Source organism: Kitasatospora sp. NPDC058218, from assembly GCF_042882445.1.
Classification (GTDB): Bacteria; Actinomycetota; Actinomycetes; order Streptomycetales; family Streptomycetaceae; genus Kitasatospora.
In genome coordinates, this window is the sequence record NZ_JBHVWC010000005.1 from 13041 (window position 1) to 31677 (window position 18637).

Annotated in this window: 12 protein-coding genes; 6 read left to right on the forward strand and 6 right to left on the reverse strand. The window is 73.2% G+C overall.

The annotated features are described in order from the left end of the window. Positions 1-42 precede the first annotated feature (42 nt). The 4 genes from ACFVYI_RS04220 (at position 43) to ACFVYI_RS04235 (ending at position 7172) form a co-directional block, all read left to right on the forward strand. On the forward strand, positions 43-2490 hold the full coding sequence (locus ACFVYI_RS04220; protein ID WP_387881408.1) for an RICIN domain-containing protein: 2448 nt from the start codon (positions 43-45) through the stop codon (positions 2488-2490). 143 nt (positions 2491-2633) lie between these two features. Further along, positions 2634-5483: a glycoside hydrolase N-terminal domain-containing protein gene (locus ACFVYI_RS04225; protein ID WP_387881409.1), complete on the forward strand. Its 2850-nt coding sequence runs from the start codon at positions 2634-2636 to the stop codon at positions 5481-5483. A 222-nt stretch (positions 5484-5705) separates the two neighbouring features. Next, positions 5706-6464, forward strand: a complete 759-nt coding sequence (locus ACFVYI_RS04230; protein ID WP_387881410.1) for a DeoR/GlpR family DNA-binding transcription regulator — start codon at positions 5706-5708, stop codon at positions 6462-6464. An 81-nt stretch (positions 6465-6545) separates the two neighbouring features. Continuing rightward, a complete protein-coding gene (locus ACFVYI_RS04235) occupies positions 6546-7172 on the forward strand; it encodes a hypothetical protein (RefSeq protein ID WP_387881411.1) in 627 nt (208 codons plus the stop codon). Between the two features lie 63 nt (positions 7173-7235). Here ACFVYI_RS04235 and ACFVYI_RS04240 read toward each other — a convergent pair whose 3' ends face one another. The 4 genes from ACFVYI_RS04240 to ACFVYI_RS04255 all read right to left on the reverse strand — a co-directional run bounded on the left by ACFVYI_RS04240 (position 7236) and on the right by ACFVYI_RS04255 (position 12764). Further along, positions 7236-8696: an FAD-binding oxidoreductase gene (locus tag ACFVYI_RS04240; protein ID WP_387881412.1), complete on the reverse strand. Its 1461-nt coding sequence runs from the start codon at positions 8694-8696 to the stop codon at positions 7236-7238. Between the two features lie 80 nt (positions 8697-8776). Beyond that, positions 8777-9328, reverse strand: coding sequence for a GNAT family N-acetyltransferase (locus ACFVYI_RS04245; protein WP_387881413.1), 552 nt, complete (start codon positions 9326-9328; stop codon positions 8777-8779). Between the two features lie 102 nt (positions 9329-9430). After that, positions 9431-10276, reverse strand: a complete 846-nt coding sequence (locus tag ACFVYI_RS04250; protein ID WP_387881414.1) for a hypothetical protein — start codon at positions 10274-10276, stop codon at positions 9431-9433. A 148-nt stretch (positions 10277-10424) separates the two neighbouring features. After that, positions 10425-12764, reverse strand: coding sequence for an FdhF/YdeP family oxidoreductase (locus tag ACFVYI_RS04255; RefSeq protein WP_387881415.1), 2340 nt, complete (start codon positions 12762-12764; stop codon positions 10425-10427). 181 nt (positions 12765-12945) lie between these two features. Between ACFVYI_RS04255 and ACFVYI_RS04260 the strand changes: the two genes are divergently transcribed. Next, positions 12946-13581: a DUF1345 domain-containing protein gene (locus tag ACFVYI_RS04260; RefSeq protein WP_387881416.1), complete on the forward strand. Its 636-nt coding sequence runs from the start codon at positions 12946-12948 to the stop codon at positions 13579-13581. Between the two features lie 51 nt (positions 13582-13632). On the opposite strand, the gene ACFVYI_RS04265 is transcribed toward ACFVYI_RS04260, so the two are convergent. After that, positions 13633-14625, reverse strand: coding sequence for a DUF5937 family protein (locus ACFVYI_RS04265; protein ID WP_387881417.1), 993 nt, complete (start codon positions 14623-14625; stop codon positions 13633-13635). A gap of 619 nt (positions 14626-15244) precedes the next feature. Between ACFVYI_RS04265 and ACFVYI_RS04270 the strand changes: the two genes are divergently transcribed. Beyond that, positions 15245-16855 (forward strand): FG-GAP-like repeat-containing protein, encoded by a 1611-nt coding sequence (locus ACFVYI_RS04270; RefSeq protein ID WP_387881418.1) that lies wholly within the window; start codon positions 15245-15247, stop codon positions 16853-16855. A gap of 146 nt (positions 16856-17001) precedes the next feature. Here ACFVYI_RS04270 and ACFVYI_RS04275 read toward each other — a convergent pair whose 3' ends face one another. Continuing rightward, a complete protein-coding gene (locus ACFVYI_RS04275) occupies positions 17002-18549 on the reverse strand; it encodes an MFS transporter (protein WP_387881419.1) in 1548 nt (515 codons plus the stop codon). Positions 18550-18637 lie beyond the last annotated feature (88 nt).

Below are 18637 nucleotides of genomic sequence, written 5' to 3' on the forward strand. Positions count from 1 at the left end.
GGTCCCGATCACCGACGCACAGCCACGAAGGAGTACACGACCATGAGACCCGTGCCCCGCAACGGGCAGCGCCGGGGAGCGGCACTGCTCGCCGTCCTCGTCCTCTGCCTCACCCTGGCGGGTGCCCAAGTGCCCGCGACCGCCGCGGTGCCCGCCCGGACCACCGCGATCACCGTCGACGGTGCGTCCCCGGGCCGGATCTTCGACGGCGTGGGAGCGATCAGCGGAGGCGGCGGAAACACCCGCCTGCTGCTCGACTACCCCGAGCCGCAGCGCGGACGGATCCTCGACCACCTCTTCAAGCCCGGCTACGGCGCGGCCCTGCAGATCCTCAAGGTCGAGATCGGCGGCGACACCAACTCCACGGACGGCGCCGAGTCGTCCATCGAGCACACCCGCGGCTCGGTCGACTGCGACAACGGCTACGAGTGGTGGCTGATGGAGCAGGCCAAGGCCCGCAACCCCGGCATCGAGCTGGCCGCCCTCTCCTGGGGCGCACCCGGCTGGATCGGCAACGGCTCCTTCTGGTCGCAGGACATGATCGACTACTTGATGACCTGGCTCGGCTGCGCCGCCCGGCACCACCTCACCATCGACTACATCGGCGGCTGGAACGAGCGCGGCTTCGACGCCGCCTGGTACAAGAACCTGCACGCCACCCTCGCCGCCGAGGGCTACGCCACCAAGGTCGTCGGCGGCGACTCCTTCGGCTGGGACATCGCGACCGCCATGCGGACCGACAGCGCCCTCCAGGACGCTGTGGACGTCGTCGGCTCGCACTACACCTGCGGCTACCTCTCCGCGATGACCAGCTGCTCGACCACCCCCGACGCGCTGGCCACCGGCAAGCAGCTCTGGGCGAGCGAGAACGGCTCCCAGGACGCCAACACCGGCGCGCCCCCGATGGCCCGAGCCATCAACCGCGGCTACCTGGACGCGAAGACCACCGCCTTCATCAACTGGCCGCTGGTGGCCGCGCTCTACCCGAACCAGTCCTTCAACACCATGGGCCTGGTGACGGCCAACCAGCCCTGGTCCGGCGCCTACAGCGTCGACCGGAGCACCTGGGCGGCCGCGCAGACCACCCAGTTCACCGCCCCCGGCTGGCAGTACCTCGACACCGCCTCCGGCTACCTCGGCGGCAACCGGGACAACGGCAGCTACGTCAGCTACGCCGCGCCGGGCAGGGCCGCCTGGTCAACCGTCCTGGAGACGATGGACGCGACCGCCGAGCAGACCGTGACGCTGAACGTCAAGGGCGGACTGCCGGCCGGTGCCCTGCACGTCTGGTCGACCGACTTCTCGACCATCGGCGCCACCTCCCACCTGGCGCGCGGCGCGGACCTCACCAGCACGTCGGGGGCCTACCAGCTCACCCTGAAGCCCGGCCGCATCTACACGGTCACCACCACGACCGGGCAGGGTGCGGGCGCCGCCGCCTCCCCGCCGCGCGCGCCGCTCGCCCTTCCCTACGCGGACCCGCTCTCCGGTACCGCCACCGGCCAGGAGGCGCGCTACCTCGCCACGATGAACGGCGCCTTCGAGACCGCCCCCTGCGCCGGCGGCCGCACCGGCCGCTGCCTGCGGCAGCAGGCCCCCCTGACGCCGATCCGCTGGACCGACGAGATCGCGCCGCAGCCGTACGCCCTGATGGGTGACCTGAGCTGGACCGACTACACCGTCGGCATCGACGCGCTGTTGGAACAGCAGGGTTCGGTCGACCTGCTGGGCCGGGTCGGCACCCAGGGCCGCAACAACAACGGCCTCGACGCCTACCACCTGCGGGTCTCGGACACCGGTGCCTGGTCGCTGCTGCGCACCGACACGGCCTGGGCCTCCACCACACTGGCGAGCGGCGTCGCCGCACCGACGGGCACCGGCTCCTGGCACCACCTCGCCCTGACCTTCCAGGGCGCCACCATCACCGCGAAGCTCGACGGCGCGACCCTGGCCACCGTCACCGACCGGAGCATCGGTGCCGGCCAGATCGGTCTCGGCACCACGGGCTACTACGGTGCGCAGTTCGCCGATCTGAGCATCACCCCCGGCACGGCGGCGCTCCTCGACGGCACCTACCGGCTGACCAACGCGCACAGCGGCCGGCTCCTGGACGCCTCCGGCCAGGGCACGGCCGACGGGACACCGATCATCCAGTGGCCGGCCACCGGCGGCGCGAACCAGCTGTGGCGCCTCACGTCGACCGGCGACGGGTACTACGGCATCACCGGTGTGCCCAGCGGCCGGAGCCTGGACGTTCCCGACCACGGCGTCGTGCCGGGGACCCAGCTCGACCTGTGGGCCGCGAACCACGGCACGAACCAGCAGTGGCTGGTGGTGCCGTCCACCGCGGACTGCTACACGGTGGAGTCCCGGCTGGACGGCCTCCGGATGGACGTCGCCGGCGGCTCGACCGCCCAGGGCGCCCAGGTGGTCCAGTCACCGGCCACCGGCGGCCCGAGCCAGTGCTGGAGGCTGACCAGCGCCGGCTGAGACCCAGCAGGAACGGCACCCCCGGCAGGGATCCCCCGCCGCCTTCGGACCTGGGGGATCCCTGCCGCCGCGCCGAGCCGACCTCCGTCCGATGCATCCGCAGGTCGCGGCCCCGAACCCGAACCCTCAGGAAGGACACCCCCATGTCCGACGCCCCGTCCCCCCACCCCGGTTCCGCCGCGCTGAACGGGCCGTCGCGTCGCGGCGTCCTCCGGACGGCCGTGTCCGTCGGCGCACTGGTGGCCCTCGGCTCGCTGCCGGAGTTCACCGCCGGCGCCGCCGCCGTGACCCGCCCCACCTCGCCGGCACCGGTTCCGGACGACCGGGCCGTGACGCTCTGGTACGCCGCGCCGGGCAGCGAGTCCGCGATCGTGGAGCAGGGCCTGCCGATAGGCAACGGACGGCTCGGCGCGCTCGTCACCGGCGACCCGTCCCATGACGCGCTGTACCTCTCGGACGCCACCCTGTGGACCGGCGACGCGAACGCCGCGCTCGGCGCGGACGGCCAGTTCTCCTACGAGACCGCGCACTTCGGCACCTTCGGACTCCTCGCGAAGGCGTACCTGAACCTCCCCGCCCACACCGCCAAGGCCATCAGCGGCTACCGCCGCACGCTCGACCTCTCCAACGGCCTGGTGACCGCGACCTACCGGCTCGGCGGCGTGAACTACCGGCGCGAGGTGTACTCCAGCCACCCCGACGACCTCATCGTCGTCCGGCTCACCCAGAGCGGCGGCGGCACGTACACCGGATCGATGACGCTCACCGGCACCCGGGGCGAGTCCGTCACGGCCGACGGCGCGGGCGCGAGCGTCTCCTTCGGCGCCACCCTCCCGAACTCGCTCAGGTACGCCACCGTGGTGAAGGCGGTGGGCACCGGCGGCACGGTCTCCGCGACCGGTGCGAAGGTGAGCTTCACCGGCTGCACCGAGGTGCTGCTGCTCGTCTCCGGCGGCACCAACTACAAGGCGGACGCCGCCACCGCCTACCAGGACCCCGCCGTCGCGCCGCTCGCGGTCGCCCGCGCCAAGGCGGCGGCCGCGGCCGCCGTCCCGGGGGGCTCCCTGTCGGCCACCCACGTTGCCGACTACCAGCGGCTCCAGCGGACGATGACGGTGGACCTGGGCACCTCCACCCCCGGGCAGCGGGCCATGGACACCGCCGCCCGGCTCACCGCCCGTGCCGCCTCCGGGTCCGCCCCCGATCCGGAACTGGAGGCCTCCTACCTGTACTTCGGGCGCCACCTGATGATCTGTGGCTCGCGCGGCAGCCTCCCGCTCAACCTCCAGGGCCTGTGGATCGACCGCAACGACCCGGACTGGATGAGCGACTACCACACCGACATCAACGTCCAGATGAACTACTGGCTGCCCGACCGCGCGGGCCTGTCAGAGTGCTTCGACGCGTTCACGGACTACTGCGTCGCCCAACTGCCGGGCTGGCAGGCGACCACCCGCGACCTCTTCCAGGACTCCCGCAACCGGTTCCGCAACACCTCCGGCAAGGTGGCCGGCTGGACCCTCGCCATCTCCACCAACGTCTGGGGCGGCAACGGCTGGTGGTGGCACCCGGCCGGAAACGCCTGGATGTGCAACTCGCTGTACGAGCACTACCAGTACACGCAGGACGCCGGCCACCTGGACCGGATCTACCCGCTGCTCAAGGGCGCCTGCGAGTTCTGGGAGTCCCGCCTCCTCACCAGGACCGTGCCCGATCCGGTGACCGGCGGCACCCGCCAGGTCCTCGTCGACGACCACGACTGGTCGCCCGAGCACGGCCCGGAGGACGCGATCGGCATCACCTACGCACAGGAACTCGTCTGGCAGCTGTTCCGGAACTACCGCGAGGCCGCCGCCCGGCTCGGCCGGGACACCGCCTACGCCGCCACCGTCGCCGCCCTCCAGGAGAGGCTGTACCTGCCCGGGGTCAGCGCCACCAGCGGCTGGCTGGAGGAGTGGATGAGCGACGACAACCTCGGCGAGACCGCCCACCGCCACCTGTCCCCGCTCGCCGGGCTGTTCCCTGGCGACCGCATCAACCTCCAGGACTCCCCGCCCGCGACCATCGCCGGCGCCACCGCCCTGCTGACCGCACGCGGGACGGCGAGCTTCGGCTGGGCCAGCGCGTGGCGCGCCCTGTGCTGGGCCCGGTTGAAGAACGCCGACAAGGCCTACCGGCTGGTCCTCGACGTCATCAAACCGTCCGTGAACTTCGGCAACGGCACCGGCGTCAACATGCTCGACATGTACAGCTTCGGCAACCGCTCGACCTTCCAGATCGACGCCAACTTCGGTACACCGTCCGCGATGATCGAGATGCTCGTGCAGTCCCGGCCCGGACGGATCGAACTACTGCCCGCACTGCCGGCGGCCTGGGCCGCGTCCGGCAGCATCACCGGCGTCGGCGCGCGCGGCGGCCTGACGGTCGACCTGAGCTGGGCGGCCGGGCAGGTCACCGGCGCGACACTGCACGGTACGGCCGGGACACGCAGCACCGTCGTCTTCGGTACCTGGAGCCAGGCCGTCACGGTGGGGTCCACAGGCTCGGTGACGGTGACACCGCCGGCCCAGGCCACCGTGTTCCAGTTGGTCAACCGGAAGAGCGGCAAGGCCGTCGACGTACCCGGCGCCTCCACCGCCGCGGGCACGGGCCTGATCCAGTACACCCCGAACACCGCCGCCAACCAGCGCTTCCGCCTCGTGCCCGTCGGGAGCGACGTCCACGAGGTCACCTGCACCCACACCACCCTGGCCTGGGACATCGCCGACGGCTCCACCGCCGACGGCGCCGGGCTCATCCAGTGGACGCCCACCCACGGCACCAACCAGCAGTGGCGGCTCACCGACGCCGGCGACGGGTACGTGACGATCACCTCCATGCGCAGCGGCAAGGTGCTCGGTGTCACCGGCGGCTCCACGGCCGACCTCGCGGCCATCGAGCAGCAGACCGCCGACGGCGGTCCGGCCCAGCAGTGGCGTCGCGTGCCCGCCTGACGCCGGGCACCCGCACGGCCGATGCCCGAGGCGGTCCTCCCGGCGGAGGGTCGCCTCGGGCGTGTGTGCTCGCACCGGCCCCGGGATTCTGAGTGAACTTGCTCGATAGGTGACTGTCATGGTCATCTCTGAACTCCCGTTTCGGTGGGCCGCCGGCCTGCCCGACCGCCTACATCGCTGGTACCCAGGCGAATCGGCCCCCAACAGGGCTAGACTCGGGCCATGCTCAAAGCTGATCGCACCGCCCGGATCCTCTCGCACGTCACCGAAGCCGGGAGCGCCGACGTCCACGCGCTCGCCGAACTCCTCGACGTCTCGACCGCGACCGTCCGCCGCGATCTCCAGGAACTCCACGACCAGGGCCTGCTCCACCGCACCCGCGGCGGCGCCGTCACCGGCCCCGTCAACCTCGAACTCCCCCTGCGCCACCGCAGCGAGAAACAACGCGACGAAAAACGCCGCATCGCCCAGGCCGCCGCCCAGCTCGTCCCCGACGGAGCCGTCGTCGGCCTCAGCGGCGGCACCACCACCAGCGAACTCGCCCGCGTCCTCGCCGAACGCACCAACCTCACCATCGTCACCAACGCCGTCAACATCGCCGCCGACCTCATCGTCCGCCCCGACATCCACCTCGTCGTCATCGGCGGCATCGCCCGCACCGCCAGCTACGAACTCGTCGGCCCCGCCGCCGACCGCATGCTCTCCCACTACCACCTCGACATCGCCTTCATCGGCGTCGACGGCCTCACCCCCGAAGAAGGCTGCACCACCCACGACGAAATGGAAGCCCAGACCGACCGCGCCTTCCTCCGCGCCACCGCACGACCCGTCGTCCTCACCGACAGCACCAAAGCCGGCAAAATCACCTTCGCCCGCATCTGCCCCCTCACCGACATCCACGACCTCGTCACCGACACCAACCTCACCGACACCCAACGCAAAGCCATCACCAACACCGGCGTCCACGTCCACCAAGCCTGACCCCCGACACACACCACCCCGCCGCCCACGCTCTGCGCCATCCGGTCCACCCCGGCGGCCGACCCGGCGGGCCCGGCCTGGGTGACGGGCAACGGCAGCGACACCGTCCAGGTGCTCGCGCCCGACGGCACGCCGGAACGCTCGGTCACCGGCGGGGGTCTGCGCCGGCCGCTCGGCATCGCGGCCGACAGCGAGGGCAACGCCTGGGTCTCCAACAGCGGCATCGTGCCGCTCCCCTGCGAGGGGACGACTCCGGCCGAGACCGCCGACGCGGTCACCGGCGTCACCGCCCCGCACCCGGGCGCCTCGGTCACCATGATCCGCCGCGACGGGTCGACCCCCGACGGGCCCTTCACCAACGACGGGCTCTTCCTGCCCCGGGGCATCGCCGTCGACGGCGACGACACCGTCTGGGTCGCGAACTTCGGCGGCCACCGGCTCGCCCGGCTGTGCGGCGTCCGGCTGTCGGCCTGCCCGCCCGGCCACCGGACCGGCCGGCCCATCTCCCCGCCGGACACCGGGTACACCAGCGACGGGCTGGATCGGAACACCGGTGTCCAGATCGACCCGTCCGGCAATGTCTGGCTCGCCAACAACTGGCAGACGGTGCCGTTGCAGACCAACCCCGGCGGGCACGAGCTGGTGGTCTTCATCGGCATCGCCGCCCCGGTCCGGCCGATCGCGGCCGCGGGCCCCGGGCGGCCCTGAGCACACGGGTGGCGGTGCGGACGACCCCCGGCCGTACCGCCACCCACGGAGGCCGACAGCCGGTCAGAGGGCCTGGGGGAAGTCGAAGACCCGGTCCGGGTCGTAGGCGGCCTTGACCCGTTCGAGCCGGGGCAGGTGCTCGCCGTAGTAGGCGGTGCGCCAGTCGGCCAGGTGGGGGTCCCGGTAGTTCTGGTAGGCGTGACCGTTGGCGTAGGGCGCCAGGGTCGCGTGGGCGTCGGCCACCCAGCGGACCCGGGGCTCGGCCGGGCTGTCGGCGGGCCAGCCGGCGTAGTACTGGGCGAGCAGCGTCGAACTCCGGTGCCGGAAGGCCGTGGCGTCGGCCGGGACGCGGTTGACCGCGCCGCCGAGGGCGGTGAACGTGACGGCGCCGGCCGTCGGGTCGCGGCGGTCCGCGAAGCCGCGCAGCACGCCGATCGCCGCGTCGGGGAGGAAGCCGTCGAAGAAGTGGGAGGCGGCGGCGAAGGCCTGGCCGCCCGTCCGCAGGCAGGCCTCCACGGTGCGGCAGCCGGTGTAGGCGAGCATCGAGTCCAGGTACGGCCGGGTGGCGACGGCGGCGGAGCTGGTCGGGCCGGTGCGGGCGAGCAGCGGGGCGACGAGTCGCTCCAGTTCGTCCGAGTCGCCGAGCAGCACGCCGCCCGCGTCCACCGACGCGCCGTCGGGGCGGGCCCAGACGTGGAAGTTGGACCAGAGCCGGTCCGGTGCGCTGAAGGCCCAGGGCTGCCACTCGGCCAGCGCCCGGCCGGCGTTCGCCCAGGCCCAGGAGTACTTGAAGATCGTGCAGTCCACCGCCGGGTGGGTGCGCAGGCGCAGCGAGGTGACCACCCCGAAGTTGCCGTTCCCGGCACCGCGCAGGGCCCAGAACAACTCGGGTTCCCGCTCGGCGTCGCAGCGCACCACCCGCCCGTCGGCCAGGACGACCTCCGCCTCGGTGAGGCTGTCGCAGGTCAGACCGTACGCCCGGCTGGTGACGCCGTGGCCGCCGCCGAGTGCCAGGCCGGCCAGGCCGACGGTGGGGCAGGTGCCGGCCGGGACGGTGACGCCGTGCCGGGCGAGTTCCGCGTAGGCGGTCATCAGGGGGGTGCCGGGGCCGAGTTCGGCCTGGTCGCCGTCGACCCGGACGGTGTCCAGCCGGGCCAGGTCGATCACCAGCGGGGTGTCGCTGGACCAGCCCGCGTAGCAGTGGCCGCCGCTGCGTACCGCGAACCGGATGCCGGAGCGGCGGGCGAACCGGAGGCATTCGGCGACGTCGGCGCTGTGCGCGCACCGGGCGATCGCCTCCGGGTGCGCCTCGGGGGCGAACTGCAGGTTGCGCGGCAGCCGGGCGCTCTCGTAGTCGGCCGAGCCCGGGCGCAGCAGCACGCCGTCCAGGCTCGTGGCGAGGGCCTGCCAGTCGGGGCCGGTCCTGGTCCGGGCCGGTGCGGCGGTCGGCCAGGAGGCGAGCGCCGCGGCGGCGCCGAGGGCCAGTACGGTACGTCGGCCCGGACGGCCGCCCCGGTCGGTCATGCCAGCACTGTAGGGCGGCCGGTCCCCGGCGGACGGCAGGCACGCGGGCCGGCCGGGCCGGCCCGCTGCGCCGGACGGGGTCAGCCGCGCCGGACGGCCAGTTCGAGCTCGCGGGCGCTCTCGTCCCAGGGCGAGGGCAGCGTGTGGCCGGTGGGCTCGAAGCCGATCTTCCGGTACATCGCCTCGGCCCGGCCGTTGGCCTGGTGGACGAAGAGCCGGACCCGCTCGATCCGCGGCTCGGCGAGCGACCACGACCAGGCCAGCGCGGCCTCGAAGAGCTCCTGGGAGACGCCGCTGCCGCGCGCCTCGGGCCGGACGAAGACGCCGACGAGGTGCGTCTGCGGCTGCTCCGGGACCTCGCCGAAGTACGTCGCCGTGCCGGCGCGCTCGACCAGCACCGACACCGTGCCGAGCCAGCGCCCGTCGGCGGCCTCCGCGACGAACTGCCGTGCGGCGACGCCCGCGGCGGCCCCGGCCGCGCGGTCCTGCCAGAAGTCGTCCGGCTGGGCGCTGGCCTTCTCGTGGGTGTCGTGGAAGGCGACGGCCGCGGCCGGATCCAGCAGCGCGTCCAGGCGCAGCTGCTTGATCTTCGGCCAGTCGTCGGCTTCCACCGCCCTGATGATGTGGGTCATACGTGTGATCCTCCCATTGGCGCCGGCGGACCCCGCAGCGGGGGAACACCGCCCCGGCCGGGCAGGGCCCGGTGACGCGCCGGCCCGAGGTCCCTGGTCCGGTCAGCCGCCGAGCACGGCGTCCGCGGCCCGGCCGGACTGGGCCTGCTCGATGCGCTTGGCCAGTAGGACGGCGAGGCGCTGCGCCGTCGCGGTGTCCACCGAGCCGTCCTCGGTGGTCACGGTGGCGACCACGGTGCCCGCGCGCATCACGATGCCCCAGCCGTCCCGGCCACCGGGCTCCCCCTGCCAGGCGCGGCTCTCGGTGCCGATCGCGGGCAGCGCCACGGAGTGGTAGCGGGTGGCGTCGCCGTAGGCCGCGTACGCCGCCTTCAGCTTGTCCTGGGCGGCCGCCTTCGTCGGCAGGGTGTCGACGAGGAAGCGCGCGACCACGTCGCCGGAGCTGAACCTCGCCTCGCCGCTGAGCGGCTTGCCGTTGCAGGACTCGGTGTTCTGGCAGGTCGAGGAGTGGTCGGTGGGGTCGACCCGCCGCTTCTCCTGCTCCCAGCCGGTCATCGCGGCCTGGTCGGGCATCAGCTGCAGGACGGCCTTGTAGTCGAGCAGCGGCGTCGCGGCGTCGCTCCAGACGGGCATCGGGACCGCGCCGGCCGTCGGAGCGGCGCCGCCGGACGCCGCCCCACCACCGGGCGGCACGGCGCCGGGCGCCGGGGTGCCGCCGGTGGCCGCGCCGGTCGGGACACCCGCGCCGGCGGACGGCGTCTGGGCCGACGGGTCGGCCGCGCCCGCGCTCGCACCGGCACCGGCACTGGTGGTGGCCGTCGCCGTGCCCTGGCCGGCCGCGGCGGTGCCGCCGGCCGTGGCCCCGGACCCACCGGAGCCGCAGGCCGTCAGGACGCCCAGCAGTACCGCGGCCGCAGCCGCCGTCATCGTGCGACCAACCAACTTCACAGCGCTCTCCCTCGTACCCGGTGTCCGTGGACCGCCAAGAACCATAGCCTTGATCGCCCCGGTCCGGTTCCGCCTCCCCCTCGCCGTCGCGACGGCCGCTCCCACGCCCCGGTCGGGGCCCGGAGGCTCGGGCTCCGACCGGAGGCGCTCAGCCGGCCGGGTCGATGGTGACCTTGACGTGCTTCATGATCGGCTGGTCGCTCTGGGTGCTGTAGTCCCCGAGCGCGCACAGGACGTTCATCTCCGGCATGTAGCCCGCCGCGCAGCCGCGGGGGATGTCGTAGGGGATGGCGAGGTAGCCCTTGAGGAAGCGCCGGCTGCCGTCCTTGGCGATGCTCGTGATGTCGACGGGGCCGAGGTCGGCGATGCCGCGGGCACGCATGTCGGCCCGGTTCATGAAGACCAGCGTGCGCAGGTTCTTGATGCCCCGGTAACGGTCGTTGTCGGAGTAGATGGTGGTGTTCCACTGATCGTGCGAGCGCATGGTGCCCAGGGCCAGGGTGCCGGGCTCGGGGACGACGTCGGGCAGGAGGGCGGCGGAGAACTCGGCGCGTCCGGACGGCGTGAGGAAGACCAGCTCCCGGGCGGGCTGCTTGATCCGGAAGCCGAGGGGCAGCCGGACGCGGCGGTTGAAGTCCTCGAAGCCGTCGAGGGCCCGGGCCATGGTGTCGCGGATCCGGTCGTAGTCCTCGATGTACCACTCCCAGGGGGTCGGGCTGTCGGGGAGCGCGGCGCGGGCCATGCCGGCCACGATGGCCGGCTCGGACAGCAGGTGCGGCGAGGCGGGGCGCTTCATGCCGACCGACAGGTGGACCATGCTCATCGAGTCCTCGACCGAGGTGCTCTGGACGCCCTTGCGCTGGTGGTCCTTCTCCGTGCGGCCGAGGCAGGGCAGGATCAGGGCCCGGCGGCCGTGGACGAGGTGGCTGCGGTTCAGCTTGGTGCTCACCTGGACGGTGAGGTCGCAGGCGCGCAACGCCGCGTAGGTGTACGGGGTGTCGGGCGCCGCGAGGGCGAAGTTGCCGCCCATCCCGACGAACACCGTGACGTCGCCGCGGTGCATCGCCCTGATGGTGGCGACGGTGTCCAGACCGTGCTCGCGCGGCGGACGGATGTCGCAGACCTCGGCGAGGCGGTCCAGGAAGGCGTCGGTCGGGCGGTGGTCGATGCCGCAGGTGCGGTTGCCCTGGACGTTGCTGTGCCCGCGCACCGGTGACGGGCCGGCGCCCTCCCGGCCCAGATTGCCGCGCAGCAGCAGCAGGTTGACGATCTCCCGGACGGTGTCGACGCCGTGCTCGTGCTGGGTGAGCCCCAGGCACCAGCTGACGATGGAGCGGTCGGCCTCGCTGTACACGCGCGCCGCCTTCAGGATGTCGGCGCGGCCCAGCCCGGACTGCCGCTCGATCTCCTCCCAGGGCGTGGCCTCGCACAGCGTGCGGTACTCCTCGAACCCGGTGGTGTGACGGTCGATGAACTCCCGGTCCAGCGCCCGGGGATCGGTGACGGACTCCTCCAGGACGGCCTTGGCCATGCCGCGCAGCAGCGCCATGTCACCGCCGATGCGGGGCTGCAGGTTCAGGGTGCTGGTCCGGGTCGTCTTGTGGAGGGCCATGTCCAGGAAGTCGTGCGGGACGATGGTGCGGGTCGCCGCCGCCTCGACCAGTGGATTGACGTGCACGATCTGCGCCCCGCGGTGGTACGCCTCGGCGAGGGCGGTGAGCATCCGGGGGGCGTTGGAGGCGGCGTTGACCCCCAGGATGAACAGGGCGTCGGCGCTCTCCCAGTCCTTGAGGTCGACCGTGCCCTTTCCGGTGCCCAGGGACGCCTGGAGGGCCCGACCGCTGGCCTCGTGGCACATGTTGGAGCAGTCCGGCAGGTTGTTGGTGCCCAACTCGCGGGCCATCAGCTGGTAGAGGAAGGTCGCCTCGTTGCCGAGCCGGCCGGAGGTGTAGTAGGCGGCCCGGTTCGGGTCGTCCAGCTCGCGCAGGGTCCGGCCGACGAGCTCGAACGCGTCCTTCCAGGTGATCGGGACGTAGTGGTCCGACGCGGGGTCGTAGACCATCGGCTCGGTCAGTCGGCCCTGGTTCTCCAGGTCGTAGTCGCTCCACCGCGACAGCTCGGTCACCGAGTGGGCGGCGAAGAACTCACGGCCGACCCGCTTGCGGGTCATCTCCCAGGTGACGTGCTTGATGCCGTTCTCGCAGATGTCCAGGTGCAGGCCCTTGGTGTCGTCCGGCCAGGCACACCCGGGGCAGTCGAACCCGGTGTTCTCGTGGTTCATCTTCAGGATCGCGCGCGGGCCGTCCACCAGCGCGCCCTCGCGGACCAGGAAGCTGCTCACGCTCCTGGCCGCGCCCCAGGCGGCGGCCGGGTGGTGGTAGGGGCGGAACTCGGGTTCGCCCGTGGGCACGGGCCCCACCCGGGGCTCCGGGGACTCCCCGGTCGCCTGCGACTCCGGGGGCTCCTGCTCGTCCTTGTCGGCGCTCAAGACTCTCGACCCTTCCACCGAGCGGGCATGAGGGGACAAAACGATACTTTCGGGCAGGCTATGTCCGGTGCTCCGGACACGCCATCCGGCGCCCCACCCCCGGGGTGCGCCGTCGTGCTGCACCCCGGTCCACCCCCGGATACGCTGGCGCCCGTCCCCGCCGCCCTCCCCCGAGGCCCCCATGAAGCCCTGGTTCCTGCTGTCCGCCGTCCCTCGGCTCGCCCTTTCGGCGGTCCTCGGGGTGGCCGTCGGAACGCTCGTCGGCATCCTGGCCGGGGGGCCGTTGGGAGTCCTCGCCGGCATCGCCGCGGCAGAGACGATCTTCGTGGTGTCGGGGTGGGTCGTCCTGTGGCCCATGGACCCCGGGACCACCCGCCACAACGTCCGGCGCGAGGAGTTCCGGCCCGTCGTCGAGGAGCTCGCCGTCGTCGCGTCCGCGCTGTGCGGGCTGGCCGGCATCGTGGTGCTGCTCCTGGTCGGCCACTCCGACCGGGGCCCGGCCGCGGCCGCGACGGCGCTCTGCGGCGTGTTCACGGCCTGGGCGGCGCTCCACCTGATGTACGCCACCCGCTACGCGTACATCTACTACGGTGCGCCCGGGGGCGGGATCGACTTCAACACCGACGATCCGCCGCGGTACAGCGACTTCCTCTACTTCAGCTACAACCTCGGGATGACCTACCAGGTCTCCGACACGAGCGTCTCCAGCAGCCTGCTCAGGGCAGTCGTCCTCCGACACTGCCTGCTGTCCTACGTCTTCGGCGCCGGCATCCTGGCCACCACCATCAACTTCGTCGCCCAGCTCGTGACGGGCTGAACCGTCCCGGGTCCGCCCCTGGGGCGTCCCCCGGCGGTCAGTCCCCGGCGGTCAGTCCCCGGCGGGGGCCAGCAGGGCGTCCGCGAGGGCGGTGCGGGCGTAGAGGACGGAGCGGCCGCTGCGGTGGGCGGTCACCAGGCCCGCGTTGCGCAGGGCCGTGAGGTGCTGGGAGACGCCGGCCGCGGACAGGCCGGAGTGCCGGGCGAGCCGGGTGGTCGACGAGGGCGTGTCGAGTTCGGTCAGCAGCATCGTGCGGGAGCGCCCCAGGACGGCGGCCACCGCGTCCGGGGAGGTGGTGGCGCGGGGCTCCCAGAGGTTGCCGATCCCACGCGCCGGGTAGGCGAGCTGAGGCGGGTCCGGCGCCACCGAGCGGGTCAGCACGCGCGGCCAGGCGAACGCGGAGGGCACCAGGAGGAGCCCCGAGCCCGCCTGGTCACGGGTCAGCGCGCAGTGGCGGCGGACGAGCCGCAGCGTGCCGTCGTCCCACCGTACGGAGTCGTGCAGTTCGTTGAGGACGTGGGCCGAGCCGTGCTCCGCCACCTGACGGGCCCGGTGGAACACATCGGCTTCGAGGAGCCTCCGGATCCTGTCCCAGTAGGGCGCGAGGGCGAGCTCCCAGTAGGCCTCGATCTCCGCGGCGACCTTCTCCAGCGCCGCCTCGGGGGCCTCCGCCAGGATCCTGAACCGCGGCGAGGGGTCCCGGTCGCGCTCGGCGGCCAGCATCCCGAGCTCGGTCCGCAGCCGCTCGGGCGAGGTCCGCCGGATCGCCTCCAGCTCGGTGGTGAGGGAGGGGAAGGGGGTGGCGGGGGTCGGGTTGAGGAAGTCCGCGAGATAGCCGCCGGCGGGGACGAGCTCGGCCAGCCAGCCGCGGTCCAGCCCGGCGTGCGCCAGCCGGGGCCGGACCTGCTCGGCCCAGCGCCGGTGCAGCGGTGGCTCCTCGTCCTGCGCGAGCAGCCGGAAGCTGGTGACGACCTCCCACATCGGGGAGACCGCGAAGCGCGTCTGTGCCAGGTCCGCCGTGGAGAAGCTCAGTCCCGACTGCATGCGTTGCCGCCCTCCGGCCACCGTTGGATTCGGCCCGAGCTTAATTCATGGCCCCACCGGGCCACCGGCTCCTCCCCCTCGCGCCACGAGGGGTCGCCTCGAAAGGGGCGGCGCGACACAGGGGCGGCGGGGGGCGGGGAGGGAAGGGTCAGCGGGGAACGGCCGCGGAGAGGGCGGGCAGGGAAGGGTCGCGGGGAGGTGGCAAAACCGGAAATCCTGCCGCCCCCTCGCGCCCCCCGCGCGCCACCTCCCGCACCGGCCGGCCGGTCCGCCGTCGCACCCAACCGATCCGCGCCGCACTGCCCTTGGAGCATCCGGTCGCCGCGGCGGCCCGGCGCCGGGCGCCCGTCGTCCGGGCGGGCCCGTGGCGGAAAGTGATCCGTGTGACGCGGGTCACCTTGGGAGCTGTCCGGCCGGCCGGTAGTTTCCGTACTGATCTTCGTTGTTGATCCACATCTGGGGCGGGGCGGATGTGAGTCGGCGTCACTTCCCCTTTCCTCCGAGCGGAAAGGGGCTCTGTGGTGACGCGTCGCGCCGCTGCGTGCACCGGTGACGCGGTGGTTTCCGGAACGTCCGCGCCGTCCCGACCTTCTGACAGATCGATCCCAAGGAACTCGACATGATTCGCAAGGGGATACGCCCGGGACGGACGGCTGGGCTCATCGCCTCCGCCATCACCGCGGGTGCGCTGACCGTCTCCTCCGGCGTTCCGGCCGGCGCGGTGGTGGGCGACCCGACGGCCGAGGGCGCCTACGGGTTCACCGTCCGCCTGGACATCGGATCCGCCACCCGCTCCTGCACCGGCGCCCTGGTGGACCGGCTCTGGGTGGTCACCGCGGCGAGCTGTTTCGCGGACGACCCGGCGCAGCCCACGGCGCTCGCCGCGGGAGCGCCGAAGTGGAAGACCACCGCCACCGTCGGGCGCAGCGACCTGACGACGACGGCGGGCCAGGTGTCGCAGGTCGTCGAGCTGGTGCCGCGCCAGGACCGCGACCTCGTCATGGCACGGCTGGCCACCCCGGTGTACGGGGTGACGCCGCTGGCCGTGGCGACCACCGCTCCGGTGGGTGCGGAGAGCCTGCGCGTCCCCGGCTACGGCCGCAGCGCGGACGAGTGGGCGCCCACGAAGCTGCACTCCGGGGCGTTCACGGTCGATTCCGTGCAGGCCACCTCCCTCGCCACCACGGGCGTGAACGGCGCGGCCCTCTGCAAGGGTGACACCGGTGCTCCCGCCGTACGGGAGAAGAACGGCAAGGCGGAGCTGGTCGCGGTCAGCAGCCTGTCGTGGCAGGGCGGCTGCTTCGGCACGCCGGCCACCGAGACCCGGACCGGCGCCGTCAGCAGCCGCACCGATGATCTCGCGGGCTGGATCCGGCAGTTGTCCGACCGGCGCTCGGCGGCCGTGAACGAGGTCGGCACCGGCCGGCTGCGCTGGGCGGACTTCGACGGCGACGGCAGGCCGGACTACCTGACGGTCGAGGACGACGGTTCGGTGACGGCCTGGCTGAACCACGGCGGCGACCCGGTCAGCAACACCGGCTGGCAGGGCCTCGGCAAGATCGCCACCGGCATCACCACCGACCGCAGCCGCGTCCGGTTCGCCGACTTCGACGGCGACGGCAAGGCCGACTACCTGGTGATCAACCCCGACGGCTCGGTCTCGGCGTGGCTCAACCGCGGCGGCGACCCGGCCGGCGGCGCCGGCTGGCAGAGCATCGGCAAGATCGCCACCGGCATCACCGACCGTCAGGACCAGGTCCGCTTCGCCGACTTCGACGGTGACGGGCGCAGCGACTACCTCCTCGTCGCGGACGACGGCTCGGTCTCGGCGTGGCTCAACCGCGGCGGCGACCCGGCCGGCGGCGCCGGCTGGCAGAGCATCGGCAAGATCGCCACCGGCATCACCACCGACCGCAGCCGCGTCCGGTTCGCCGACTTCGACGGCGACGGCAGGGCCGACTACGTCCTGTTCGACGCCGACGGTTCGGTGTCCGTCTGGCTCAACCGCGGTGGCGACCCGGTCGGCGGCGCCGGCTGGCAGGGCCTCGGCAAGATCGCCCTCGGGATGACCGCCAACCGGGACGGCGTCTTCCTGACCGACTTCGACGCCGACGGCAAGGCCGACTACCTGTGGAACCCGGGTGACGGCACCACCGAGGCGGCCGTGAACAAGGGCGGGGACGGCCACGGCGGCTGGGCCGTGCTCGGCCGGGTGGCCAGCGGCGCCTGAGCGACTCGCACGTGCGGGCCGGTGACCGGGTGGTCACCGGCCCCGCACGTTTCCGGTACCCGTGACGGAGGCCGTTCCCCGCTGCCCGGTCCCCGCCACCTGGTCCCTAATCCCGGCTCCCCGCCCTTGGCCGGACCCGGCGGCAGTCAGCGACCGGCGTAGGCGGGACCGGTGGGACCAGTGGGATCGATGGGTTCCTCGAAGCTCGACTCAGGGTCCGGGCCCGGCTTCGTGGTCGGTCCCGGGGTCGGGTCCGAGCCCGGGTTCGCCCTCCGGGTCGGAGGCAGGGTCAGGGCGACGAACAGACCGAGCAGCATGCCGGCCGCGGCGAGCAGCACCACCAGGAACTCCCCGTCGGCGGTGGCCCGGGCGAGTTCGTCGCCGCCGAGGCCCTCGGTACCGGCGTCCGCGACCACGGTGAGGAGCGCGAGGCCGATCGCGTTGCCCAGATTGAGGGTGGTGGAGGCGGCGCCGTTGGCGACCCCCTGCTCGTGGGCGGCGGTGCCGGCCGCCGCCGCGATCCACATCGCCGTCCAGACCACGCCCTGGCCGACGCCGGAGACCACCAGCCCCGGCAGCAGCGCCGGATAGCCGGCGTCCGCGTCGAACCCGAAGGCGAGCGCGCCCGTGCCGACGGCGCCCGTCACGAAGCCGGCGACCAGAGCGGGCCGCAGCCCGGCGCGGGTGGTGAGGCGCTCGCCGAGCTGGGTGCCGGACGCGATCGCCAGGGAGGGAACGAGGAAGGCCAGGCCGGTCTGCAGCGCGCTGTAGCCGTGGACGCTCTGCAGCAGCACGGTCAGGAAGTAGGGCAGGACCCCGAAGGTCGCCATGTAGAGGAAGGTGATGGCGGCACCCGCGCCCAGGCTGCGGTTGCGGAAGAGCCGCAGCGGCATCAGCGGATCGGCGCTGCGGCTCTCGATGACGGCGAACGCGGCCAGCAGCAGGATCGCCGACGCGAGGGCGGCGAGGATCCACCGGCTGCCCCAGCCCACTTCGGGCCCTTCGACGAGGGCGAAGACCAGCAGGGTGGCGCCGACGGTCACGCTGAACGCGCCGGGGAGGTCGAAGCGCCGCCGCCCCGTGCGCGGCGCGTCACGCGGGATCACGAACAGTACGGCGACGGCCAGCGCACCCGCCAGCGGCACGTTCACGAAGAAGACGGCCGGCCATCCGAAGTTCTGGGTGAGGACGCCGCCGAGCAGGGCGCCCAGGGTCAGCCCGCTGGCCCCCGCGCCGCCCCACACGGCCAGCGCGCGGTTGCGCCCGGGGCCCTCCGGGAACAGCGTGGTGATCAGGGACAGGATCGACGGCAGCAGCAGCGCCCCGCCGATCCCCTGGACCACCCGGGCGGCGACGATGACCGCGGGCGACGCGGCCAGTCCCCCCGCCAGCGAGGACAGCGCATAGACCAGCAGGGCCGTCACGAGCACCCGGCGGCGGCCGAGCAGATCACAGGCCCGGCCGCCGAGCAGCAGGAAACCGCCGGCGAACACCACGTAGGCACTGACCACCAACTGCTGCGTCTGCCCCGGGAATCCGAGCTCGGAGCCGATCTCGGGCAGGGCGACGAAGACGATGTTGAGGTCCAGGGCGAAGACCAACTGGCCGAGCGCCAGCAGCGCCAGGGTCCAGCCCGGGCGGGCCACGGACGAGCCCGGCGCCGTCAGGGTTCGGGACAGGGATGGATCGGACATGCGGATGCGCTCCTCGGAAGGGTCATGACGGATGGTCACCGCCCTTGGCGGCACGGCGAATCGGGGACACGGCGGTGCACGAGACCGG